The following is an 11732-nucleotide window of genomic DNA, read 5'->3' on the forward strand; positions in this document are numbered from 1 at the left end:
GACGCTGTCAACCCGGGGTCAGAGCCCTTCCCTGCGGGAAGGGATCCGACCCCAACCCTTACGCCATGGCGCGCTTGCCGGTGCGGTAGATCAGCCAGCCGACCAGGAACAGCACGGCCAGGCCGATCCACTGTGCGCCCGGCAGGTGGAACGGCACGGCCAGCACGTCGGCGCGACTGCTCACCACGATCGGAATCGCGATGGCGATGCCCATCAGCGCTTCGCCGGTGATCAGGCCGGCGGCGAACAGCACGCCCGGCTTGTGCACGCGGTCGCGACCTTCTTCGTCATCGGCACGCACCTTGTGGAAGCGCTCGACCAGGTAGGCGATCAGGCCGCCGAGGAAGATCGGCACCATCAGTTCCAGCGGCAGGTAGATGCCGATGGCGGCGGCCAGCACAGGCACGCGGAAGCGGGCGTTGCGCGACTTCAGCCAGCTGTCGAACGCGATGATGGCGGCACCGACCACGGCACCGATGCCGATGAAGGTCCACGGCAGTTCACCACCGAACAGGCCCTTGGCCACCGAGGCCATCAGGTTGGCCTGCGGCGCGGCCAGCGCGTTCGGGTGCAGCTCCGACTTCACGCCGATGCCGTAGGCGGTGGCCAGCAGGTTCAGCACCGGGGCCATGATCAGCGCGCACGAGAACGCACCGATGCCCAGCATCAGCTGCTGCTTCCACGGGGTGGCACCGACGATGTAACCGGCCTTGAGGTCCTGCAGGTTGTCACCGCCGACCGCTGCAGCACAGCACACCACCGCGCCGATCATGATCGCGGCCACCGCGCCCAGCGGCGCGCCGAAGGCGCCGACCGGCTGCAGGCCATCCTTGCCCAGCAGCAGCACCAGTACGGCCGAAGCGAACAGGATGGTGGAGATGGTGATGCCCGAAACCGGGTTGTTGGACGAGCCGATCAGGCCAGCCAGGTAGGCCGAGACCGAAACGAACAGGAAGCCGGCGACGATCATGATGAGGGTCATCGGGATGGACACGTGCCACTGGCCGACGATGGCCTGGTACAGGGCCAGCAGCGGCAGCACGAACACCACCAGGGCGACCAGCATCCACTTCATCGGCAGGTCGCGCTCGGTGTGCGCCAGCACCGGGCCACCGCTCTTGCGGGCGGCGGCAAAGCCGCTCTTGACGCCGTTGAGCAGCGACTTGCGCAGCGAGATCAGGGTCCAGATGCCACCGATCAGCATCGCACCGACGCCCAGGTAGCGCATCTTCGCGCCCCAGATAGCGAACGCGGCCTCGGTGGACGAGGCAGCGGCAACCGACGCGGCCAGCGCCGGGTCGGTGTTCATGAAGAACGCCTGGTAGATCGGGATGGCAATGTGCCAGGTCAGGATCGAGCCGGACACCACCACGATGCCGACGTTGAGGCCGACGATGTAGCCCACGCCCAGCAGTGCCGGCGACAGGTTGGTGCCGATGAAGGCGGTGACCTTGGAACTGCCGACGTAGGCCGAGGTGGCCCAGGCATCGGGAATCAGGCGCATGCCGCTTTCCGCGGCCAGCTTGACGAAGGCACCGATCACCGCCGACAGGCCGAGGATCTTCAGGCCCGGGCCCGGGTTCTCACCGGCCTTGAGCACTTCGGCCGCAGCCTTGCCTTCCGGGAACGGCAGCGGGTCTTCGACAATCATCGAACGGCGCAGCGGCACCGAGAACAGCACGCCCAACAGGCCACCGAGGCCGGCGATGCCCAGCACCCACCAGTACTTGAAGTCCGGCCAGTAGCCCATGATCACCAGCGCCGGGATGGTGAAGATCACACCGGCGGCGATCGATGAACCGGCCGAGGCGCCGGTCTGCACGATGTTGTTCTCGAGGATGGAGCCACCGCCCAGCAGGCGCAGCACGCCCATGGAAATCACCGCGGCGGGAATGGCGGTGGCGATGGTCAGGCCTGCGAACAGACCGAGGTAGGCGTTTGCGGCCGACAGCACCACCGCCAGCACGATGGCCAGGGCCACTGCGCGGAAGGTGAGCTGCTTGGGCGCAGCGTCGTGGTTCATGGAAGCCCCTGCTGGCAAAAAATCCCTGCCACGCTAGCGTTCAGGGCAGATCAAGTCCAGCGTGCCAAAGGATGGGGGCGTGTGCTGCGGCGCAATGGGCCGGTACGTGGACCGGCAATCGACCGACCCGGCAAAGTCCGGCTGGGCACGCCGTAAATGATATGTTATATCTTAATGATACCTTGTTGTTACTGCATCGCATGCCCCCTTCCCCCTCCCCCCGCCTGGCCTCCATCGACCAGCTGCGCGGCACCGTGATGCTGTTGATGCTGCTGGACCACGTGCGCGAGACCTTCTTCCTGCAGCACCAGGTGAGCGACCCGATGGACGCGGCGACGGTCTCCCCTGCGCTGTTCGCCTGCCGTCTGTTGGCCCACCTGTGCGCCCCCGTGTTCGTGCTGCTGACCGGGCTGTCGGCCTGGCTGTACGGCCAGCGCCAGGCGGATCCGCGCGGGGCCACAGCTGCGTTCCTGCTCAAGCGCGGGCTGTTCCTGGTGGTGCTGGAACTGACCCTGGTGAATTTCGCCTGGACCTTCCAGCTGCCGCCGGAAACGCTGTACCTGCAGGTGATCTGGGCCATCGGGCTGAGCATGATCGCGCTGGCCGGGCTGCTATGGCTGCCACGCCCGGCCCTGCTGATGCTGGCAATCGCGGTGGTGGCCGGGCACAACCTGTTCGACGGCCTTCGGGTGCAAGGAAACGGCCTGCTGGCGGTGCTGTGGAAAGTGCTGCACCAGCGCGACTGGATCGAGGCCGGCGCGCTGCGCCTGCGCACCTCCTATCCGGTACTGCCGTGGATCGGGGTGATTGCGCTGGGTTATCTGATGGGGCCCTGGTTCGGCCGCGCGCGCGCGCCGGAGCAGCGCCAGCGCTGGCTGCTGTGGGCAGGCGTCGGCGCGCTGGCCCTGTTCGCGCTGCTGCGGTTCGCCAACCAGTATGGGGATGCTCCCTGGTCGTACCAGACCACTACGCTGCGCACGTGGTTGAGCATCTTCAACGTCACCAAGTACCCGCCGTCATTGCAGTTCCTGTTGCTGACCCTGGGCGTGGGGCTGTTGCTGCTGCGCTTGTACGAATGGCCGCCCCTCGCGCGTGCGCTGCGCCCGCTGTCCGATATCGGCGCCGCGCCGATGTTCTTCTACCTGCTGCACCTGTACGTACTGAAGGGGCTGTACCTGGCCGCGTTGGCGGCCTGGGGACCGACCCATGGCGAACTGTATGCCCTGGATTCGGTCAGCGGCCTGCTGCTGGTGGCCTGTGCGCTGGCGGTGGTGCTGTACCCCCCGACGCGGGCCTTCGCGCGGTTCAAAGCGCGAAGGCGCGATCTGCCTTGGTTGCGATACCTGTGAGCGGTGGCCGCCGGGGGAGCGCCATCCCTGCATGGCGTGGATCCACCGGCGGCTGCCTGCCCAGGCCCAGAGGCCTATAATCGCGCCCTTTCCGCTGTCCCCGCCGTCGATGACCGTTGCCGCCTCTGCTTCCGACGACTTCCTGGGCCACCCCAAGGGCGTCTACGTCTGCTTCTTCACTGAAATGTGGGAGCGCTTCTCCTTCTACGGCATGAAGGCGCTGTTGCTGCTGTACCTGACCAAATACCACCTGTTCGGCGACAAGGCCGGCCTGGACCTGCTCGGTGCCTACGGTGGCCTGGTGTACTGCATCCCGGTGTTCGGCGGCATGCTGGCCGACCGCTGGCTGGGCATGCGCCGGGCAGTGCTGTTCGGCGGCATCCTGCTGGTACTCGGCCACCTCGGCATGGCCTTCGAGGGCCACGCCGCGTACCGGGTGAACGGCGAAGTGGTGCGCGACACCTCGGCGCTGGCGGTGACCTACCTGTCGCTGGCGCTGATCATCATGGGCGTCGGCTTCCTGAAGCCGAACATCTCCACCATTGTCGGCAAGCTGTACGCCAAGGACGACCCGCGTCGCGACTCGGGCTTTTCGCTGTTCTACGCCGGCATCAACCTCGGCGCGCTGTTCTCGTCCCTGGTGTGTGGCTTCCTCGGTGAGGCCTACGGCTGGAAGTACGGTTTCGGTGCGGCCGGCATCGGCATGCTGGCCGGCCTGGCGATGTTCCTGTGGGGCCAGAAGTACCTGCAGGGCCATGCCGAACCGCCGCAACCGGCGGCGCTGAAGCAGAAGGTGCTGGGCCTGCCACGCGAATGGCTCATCTATCTGTGCGCGGTGCTCGGCGTGCTGCCGGTGGCATGGCTGATGTGGGCCGCCGGCAACGGCGCGTTCGCGCTGGGCGGTGAAATCAGCCTGGCGCTGATGCTGATGCTGGTGGTGCTGGGCGGCGTGCTGGTCTGGTTCGCCTGGTTCACCGGCACGAAATGCACGCCGGTGCAGCGCCAGCAGATGATCGCGCTGATGGTGCTGATCTTCATGGCGCTGGTGTTCTTCACGATGTACGAGCAGTCCTACGGCTCGTGGGTGACCTTCACCGACCGCCTGCTGACCAAGGACATCGTGCCCTCGCTGGTGATCACCGGCGGCACGCCGCTGCCGTGGTCGATCCTCTCGCTGCTGCTGGCACCGCTCGGCTTCGTGGTCAGCGCGCGCCTGTCGGAACGGCGCCCGGGCTCGGCCGCGCCGCGCACGTTCTTCGCCGCCATCGTCGTACTGATGCTGGTGCTGCTGGTGCGCGACTGCCTGGTGATTCCGCAGACCGCCGGCTCGCTGACCTACCTCGGCGGCCTGTTCCTGGTGCTGCTCGCTCCGGCCTTCGCCGCGCTGTGGACGTGGATGGACCGCCGCGGCTGGGAACCGGGCAAGCCGGTGAAGTCGGCCTGGGGCCTGGTGATCGGCGCGCTGTCGTTCGTGCCGCTGGCGCTGGCCGCACAGCAGGTGGGCGCCACCGGCGAGATGGCCAGCGTGTGGTGGCTGGTGCTGGCCTACTTCCTGCTGGCCAGCGGCGAGATGTGCCTCTCGCCGGTCGGCCTGTCGGCGGTGACCCAGCTGGCCGTGCCGCGGGTGATGAGCCTGATGATGGGCACTTGGTTCCTGGCCACCGCATTCTCGGAAACGCTGGCCGCGCTGTTCGGCAAGCTGGCCGCGATCGAGGTGCCGGAAGGCGAATCGCTGGACATGGTGGCTGCCGCCGGTGCCTACGCGCACCTGTTCTGGCTGCTGATGTGGATCGGCCTGGGTTGCGCGTTGGTGGCCTTCATCGCCGCGCCGCTGCTGAAGAAGATGATGCACGGGGTGAAGTAAGTCCCGCGTGCCGAAGACCAGGGCGGCGGAAAATTCATCCGCCGCCCTGTCAGCTCAGGGCGCCTTGTCCTTGCCGGCCACGGGCGCGGTCGTCGCGGTCTTGCCCCCCAGGCTGCGCGCCAGGAACGCCAGCAGCTTGTCGTAGTACTCGCTGCGATGCGCCTCGGTGTAGAAGCCGTGGCCTTCGGTCTTGTAGTACAGGCTTTCCACCGGTGTGCCGGTGCGCTTGAGCGCCGCTTCCATGCGCTCGGTATGCTGGATCGGCGCACGCTTGTCTTCGCCACCGGCGGCGAGGAACACCGGTACCTTGATCCGTTCGGCCAGGTTCACCGGCGACACCGCGCCCAGCTTGGCCGGATCACCCAGCCATTCGCGCAGGTAGGTCACGCCTGAGCCGCGGTCCTGGATATCGCCACGGGTGTACATCATCGGCAGGTCGTAGACCCCCACATAGCCGGCCGCGCACTGATACAGCCCGGGTTCGCGGGCGGCCCCCATCATCGCCGAGTAGGCCCCGTAGCTGGCGCCATAGATGCAGATGCGACGAGCATCGGCGATGCCTTCGCTGATTGCCCAGCGGGTGGCATCGGTGACATCGTCCTGCATCGCCGCGCCCCACTGCTGCGCACCGGCCTGGGTGTGGGCCCGGCCGTAATTGCCCGACCCACGGAAGTTGACCTGCAGCACGGCATACCCGGCGGCGGCCAGCATCTGGGTTTCGCGGTCGTACTGGCCGGAATCGAAGATGTCGAACGGACCGCCATGCGGCATCACCACCATCGGCAGGTTGCGGCCGTTGCTGCCGGCCGGCAGGGTCAGGAAGCCATGCAACGGCAGCCCGTCCCGCGCCTTCAGTGCAATCGGCTTCACGCTGGCACTGCGGTCCACGTCAATCCAGTCGCTGCGGCTGATCAGGTGGTCAGCCTTGCGCGCCACCGTGTCGTAGACGTAGAAATCGCCCGGGTTCGAGCCCGACCAGGTTTCCACCAGCACGACACGGCCATCGCGGGTGCTGGAGGTGATGTAGACCGGCCCTCCGAAGGCGGCTTCCAGGCTGCGGTACAGGCGCGCCTCCGGCGACTTCTCGTCGAAGAACCGGGTACGCGGCGTATCGCCCAGATAGAGCGCGCCCACCGGCACGTGGGTGCCGGGCCGATGGATGATGCGATACGGATTGACCACCTCGTCGCGCAGCAGCGTGGCACGCTCGCCGGTCTGCGGGTTCCAGCTGACGATCGCGTCCGGGCCCTGGGTCTGCTCGACGTTGAGGTAGGCCAGGCTGTCATCGGCCGAGAAGCCGAGGGCGGTTTCGATGCGCTTGCTGACGGCCTCGTCGTTGATCAGCTTCCAGCTGTCGCCACTGCGTTCGCGGAAGTACAGCTTGTTGATGTTGTCGCTGCCCGAGCCATGCACGAAGCGCACTTCGCCGGCGCCGTCGGTGGTGAACTCGCCGCGCCGTACCGGCGAGGACGCCACCCGCGAGCGACGACCCGTAGTCACATCCATGCGATCTACGCGGGTGTACGGATCCTCGGCCAGCGGCCATACGGTCACCAGCACGTTGCGCTCGTCGCCCGGCAGGTCGTCGGCCAGGAAGGCGGCCACTGCTTCGACCTTCTTCGGCTGGATGCGGGTCCCCGGGCCCTTGCTTTCGACGCGATAGCCGACCAGCAGCTCGCCACGGTTGCCGTTGGCGTCGATGGCATAGAGTTCGCCGGTGGGATTGGGTTGGTCGAGCGAGCCCCACTTCTGGGCCAGGCCGATCAACAGGCGCTCGTTGCTGACCCAATCGAATTCCTGCGCGTGGTTGCGGCTGGGCGGCCAGAAACTGCCGACCACCTCCTTGTCCTTCAGGCGCAGGATCGCGATCGCGGTGCTGTCCTCCCTCGGCACCGTTGCCGCTACGTACTCGCCCCCCGGCGAGATCTTGATGTCGGTGAAGGTCTCCCGCCGCAGGTACTGCGTCAGATCCACCGCCCCCGCGCTGCCTGCGGCAACGCCCCCGATGACGGCCAGTGCGGCCGCCAGAATCGTCCTGTGCATCCTTCCCCTGCTCCTGTGGACACCTTGTCCTGGTCTCCGATTCTAGGCAGGGCAATGGGTTTCCCGCCAGAGCCGGAAAAGACGACGGCACCGTTGCCGGTGCCGTCGTTGCCACTACCTTGGAGAGAGAGTCAGGACGTGGGTTCGGGGGGCGTGCGCCGGGTCAGTGGACCCCGCGCACCGCCAACATGAGGGCCAGGATGCTGAGGATCACGGCGATGGTGCCGTCGAGCACGCGCCAGGTGCTGGGCTTGGTGAACAGCGGCGCCAGCAGGCGTGCGCCAAGGCCCTGCGCGGTCAGCCACAGGCAGCTGGCCGTGACCACGCCCGCAGCGAAGGCCATGCGGGCATTGCCGAAGTTCTCGGCGATGGAGCCGATCACCATCATGTCCAGCCAGAAGTGCGGGTTGATCAGCGAGAAGCCGACCGCGGCCATCAGCACCGCGCGACGGCTGCCGTCGTCGCTGTCGGCCTCGCCCATGCCACCGCCGCCGGCGATCGCACGGCGTGCCGACTTCATCGCATACCAGGCCAGGAACGCGACACCGGTCCACAGCACGGCGGTGGTCAGCCACGGCAGCGCTGAAGTGAGCGTGCGCAGGCCGGCCACGCTGGCAAAGATGAAGATGGCATCGATGGCCGCGCAGGTGGCGACCACCGGCACGATGTGCTTGCGCAGGATGCCCTGGCGCAGAATGAAGGCGCTCTGGGCCCCGACCACGGCGAACAGGCCGATGCCGGTGGCTGCACCAGAGAACCAGGCACCGAGGCCGGTGCTGGCGGAGATGACCGAGAACATGGGATTCACTGCCTTGTATTGCTTGGGGGACGGTGCCTCGCGAAGGCGGACAGCACCGGAACGGGCGCCATTGTCGCGCCGCAACATGGAAAAGACGAGCTAAACTTCCTAAACCAACATTAGCGGAGCTTAATTCGATGCGCATCGATCACGCCCAGCTGCGCGCCCTGGCCGCGGTGATCCGCGAAGGCAGCTTCGACCGCGCCGCGCAATCGCTGAATGTCACGCCCTCGGCCATCTCGCAGCGGGTCAAGGCACTGGAGGACCGGATCGGCCGCCTGCTGGTCAAGCGTGGCACCCCGGCCACCGCCACTGCCGAGGGCCAGTTGCTGGTGCAGCTGGCCGAGCAGACCGCCCTGCTGGAACACGATGCGCTGCACCGCATGGGCCTGGCCGACGAGGACCTGCCCCAGGCCAGCATCCCGGTGGCAGTGAACCACGACAGCCTGGAAACCTGGTTTCCGCAGGCCGCGGCGCAGTTCGCGCAGGGCACCGGGACCACCCTGGACCTGCGCGTGGAGGACCAGGACCACACCGTCGAACTGCTGCGACAGGGCACGGTGCTGGGTGCGGTGACCACGCTGGACGAGCCGGTGCAGGGCTGCCAGATCCACGCGCTGGGCAGCATCCGCTATGCAGCGACCTGTACTCCTGAATTCCGCGAACGCCACTTCGCCAAGGGAGTGACCGCGCAGGCACTGGCGCAGGCACCGGTACTGGTGTTCAACCGCAAGGACGACATGCAGTCGCGCTTCGCCCGGCGCATGGCCGGCGATGACCTGCCCAGCACCGCACCGACCTGGTGGATCCCCTCCACCCGCGCCTTTGTGCAGGCCAACCTGGGCGGCATGGGCTGGACGATGAACCCATTGCCGCTGGTCAAGCGGCACCTGGATGCCGGGCGACTGGTCTACGTACGCCAGCGCGCGTGGGAAGACGTGCCGCTGTACTGGCAGCACTGGAAGGGCGACGTGCAGACCATGGCCCTGCTGACCCGCGCCGTGCTGGATGCATCCTCGGCATTGATCCGGCGCAAGCGCTGACGCACAGCGCAAAAAGGGGACGGAGGGGATTAAGTCGCTTAAGGCCAATACGACATCCAAGGCAAATACGGCTTAATCCCCTCCGTCCCCTTTTTCGGGGCTCCATCGGATCTCCATCAAGCCTACACACCGGGTCCATGCGCGATGCGGATACTGGCGGGCCGACCATTACAAGGATGTCCGGCATGCCCGTGTACCTGCGCGATGCCCGCCCCGAGGATGCCGCTGCCTGCATCGATCTGCGTGGGCGCACCCGCGAGAACGCCTTCAGCGCCGAGCAGCTGGCCCAGCTGGGCATCACTGTGGACAGCTGGGCCGCCGGCATCGCCCAGGGCGATTCGATCGGCCGCGTCGCCTGGGAGGGCGAGCGCATGGCCGGCTACTGCTTCGCCGACCGCGACAGCGGCGAGGTGCTGGTGCTGGCCCTGCTGCCGGACTACGAGGGCCGCGGCATCGGCCGCCAGCTGCTGCAGGAAGTGGTCAGCCTGACCCGCGATGCCGGCCACCGGCGGCTGTTCCTGGCCTGCTCGGCCGACCCGCGTTCGCGCTCGCACGGCTTCTACCGCCGCCTGGGCTGGCGCCCGACCGGCGGGGTCGATGAGGCTGGCGACGAGATCCTTGAGCTGGTCTGATCCCACCGTCGCCGGGCATCGCCTGCCGCCCATGTGGCAGCACCGCGAAACGTCGGATGCTGCGTTGCATCAAAAAAGGACTGGATCCGGTTAGAATCACCGGCGGATGATGCAAGGCGTTGTTTCTTCACGCCCTTTCCCTGCCCCACGCGCATCCTGACCCCTTCCCCTCCGCCAACGATCCCGCCCCCATGAAGAAATTTGGCAAGGCTCTTCTCGCCCTGCTCGTGCTGCTGTTGCTGGCCGCCGCGCTGTTCCTGTACTGGCCGCTGACCCAGCGCTCGGTGCCTGCCGCCAGCAACGACAAGCCCGTCGATGTTGTGCTGGTCGGCGCCGGCATCATGAGCATCACCCTGGCCACCTACCTGCAGGAGCTGCAGCCGGACTGGAACATCCAGGTCTACGAACGCCTCGACGGCGTCGCCGGTGAAAGCTCCGATGGCTGGAACAACGCCGGCACCGGCCACTCGGCGTTCGCCGAACTGAACTACACCCCGGAACTGCCCGACGGCAGCATCGAGACCAAGCGCGCGGTCGGCATCGCCGAATCGTTCGAGGTCTCGCGCCAGTTCTGGTCGCACCAGGTGAAGGAGGGCCGGCTGAGCCAGCCCAGCGACTTCATCAACCCGACCCCGCACATGAGCTTCGTCTGGGGCGATGACAACATCGCCTACCTGCACAAGCGCCAGCAGGCCCTGGTCAAGAATCCGCTGTTCTACGGCATGCAGTACTCCGAGGATCCGGCCCAGATCAAGCAGTGGGCCCCGCTGCTGATGGAAGGCCGTGACCCGAAGCAGAAGGTTGCCGCAACCTGGATGCCGCTGGGCACCGACGTCAACTTCGGCGTGATCACCCGCCAGCTGACCGCCGGCCTGCAGCGCAGCCCGAACTTCAGCCTGCACCTGAACCATGAAGTGAGCGCGCTGCGGCAGAACGCCGACAAGAGCTGGAACGTGACGGTGAAGGACCTCAAGGCCGGCACCGAATCCACCACCCACGCCCGCTTCGTGTTCATCGGTGCCGGTGGCGCCGCACTGAAGCTGCTGCAGATGTCGGGCATTCCGGAATCGAAGGACTACGCCGGCTTCCCGGTCGGCGGCCAGTTCCTCGCCTTCCAGGGCCAGGACGTGACCTCGCGCCATGGGGTGAAGGCCTACGGCATGGCCGAAACCGGTTCGCCGCCGATGTCGGTGCCGCACCTGGATGCACGCAAGCTGGACGGCAAGCCGGTGGTCCTGTTCGGGCCGTTCGCGCTGTACAGCACCAAGTTCCTCAAGCACGGCTCGTGGTGGGACCTGTATTCCTCGGTCACCCACAACAACGTTGGCCCGATGCTGGAAGTGGGCAAGGACAACCTGGACCTGGTGCAGTACCTGATGGGACAGGCGCGCCTGAACGATGCCGACCGCCAGGCCGAACTGGTCAAGTACTTCCCCAATGCCAAGCCGGGTGACTGGAAGCTGGTCACCGCCGGCCAGCGCGTGCAGATCATCAAGCGCGATCCGCTGAAGGGCCCGGTGCTGCAGTTCGGTACCGAGATCGTGACCGACAAGGACCACACCCTCGCCGCCCTGCTCGGCGCGTCGCCGGGCGCGTCGACCTCGCCGCCGATCATGCTTGACCTGATGGCCAAGGCCTTCCCGGAGCAGATGAAGGCCGGCTGGGAAACCCGCCTGCGCGAGATCGTGCCGTCGTACGGGCGCAAGCTCAACGACAGCGCCGCGCTGGTCAACGAGATCCGCACGCTGACCAGCCAGACCCTGCAGCTGCCCTACCTGGAGGTGCCGGTGGACGCGAACGCGGCATCGCCCGCTCCGGCGGCGGTTCCGGCGCCGGCCAAGGAAAAGCGCAACGCCAACGAGGAACTGCAGGCGCTGTAAGCCCGCAGGTTCCCTTCGATGCAGACGGACGGCCACCTTCGGGTGGCCGTTTGCGTTTGTGCAGGCTACCGCCTGTAGAGCCGAGCCCATGCTCGGCTC

General features: G+C 67.0%; 8 protein-coding genes. 5 read left to right on the top strand and 3 right to left on the bottom strand.

Annotated features, from left to right (window positions below):
* Nucleotides 1–58: 58 nt before the first annotated feature.
* Complete coding sequence (locus E5790_RS03995) at nt 59–2023, bottom strand: oligopeptide transporter, OPT family (RefSeq protein ID WP_049441189.1); 1965 nt, start codon at nt 2021–2023, stop codon at nt 59–61.
* A 200-nt stretch (nt 2024–2223) separates the two neighbouring features.
* Here E5790_RS03995 and E5790_RS04000 point away from each other — a divergent pair, with 200 nt between their 5' ends.
* Entirely contained in the window at nt 2224–3372 is a 1149-nt protein-coding gene (locus tag E5790_RS04000; RefSeq protein WP_111205854.1) for a heparan-alpha-glucosaminide N-acetyltransferase domain-containing protein, read from the top strand.
* Between the two features lie 109 nt (nt 3373–3481).
* Nucleotides 3482–5236, top strand: a complete 1755-nt coding sequence (locus E5790_RS04005) for an oligopeptide:H+ symporter (RefSeq protein WP_049441185.1) — start codon at nt 3482–3484, stop codon at nt 5234–5236.
* A gap of 54 nt (nt 5237–5290) precedes the next feature.
* On the opposite strand, the gene E5790_RS04010 is transcribed toward E5790_RS04005, so the two are convergent.
* On the bottom strand, nt 5291–7279 hold the full coding sequence (locus tag E5790_RS04010; protein ID WP_111205853.1) for a prolyl oligopeptidase family serine peptidase: 1989 nt from the start codon (nt 7277–7279) through the stop codon (nt 5291–5293).
* Nucleotides 7280–7442: 163 nt separating this feature from the next.
* Nucleotides 7443–8078, bottom strand: coding sequence for a LysE family transporter (locus E5790_RS04015; protein WP_005415673.1), 636 nt, complete (start codon nt 8076–8078; stop codon nt 7443–7445).
* Between the two features lie 137 nt (nt 8079–8215).
* On the opposite strand from E5790_RS04015, the gene E5790_RS04020 reads away from it, so the two are divergent.
* From E5790_RS04020 to mqo, 3 genes are all read left to right on the top strand, one after another.
* Nucleotides 8216–9121, top strand: coding sequence for a LysR family transcriptional regulator ArgP (locus E5790_RS04020; RefSeq protein ID WP_049441179.1), 906 nt, complete (start codon nt 8216–8218; stop codon nt 9119–9121).
* Between the two features lie 185 nt (nt 9122–9306).
* Complete coding sequence (locus E5790_RS04025; RefSeq protein WP_014646343.1) at nt 9307–9753, top strand: GNAT family N-acetyltransferase; 447 nt, start codon at nt 9307–9309, stop codon at nt 9751–9753.
* A gap of 191 nt (nt 9754–9944) precedes the next feature.
* Nucleotides 9945–11633, top strand: a complete 1689-nt coding sequence (gene mqo / locus E5790_RS04030; protein ID WP_046429482.1) for a malate dehydrogenase (quinone) — start codon at nt 9945–9947, stop codon at nt 11631–11633.
* Nucleotides 11634–11732: the final 99 nt, after the last annotated feature.

The sequence above is a fragment of the Stenotrophomonas sp. PAMC25021 genome, assembly GCF_004795795.1.
Lineage (GTDB): Bacteria > Pseudomonadota > Gammaproteobacteria > Xanthomonadales > Xanthomonadaceae > Stenotrophomonas > Stenotrophomonas muris.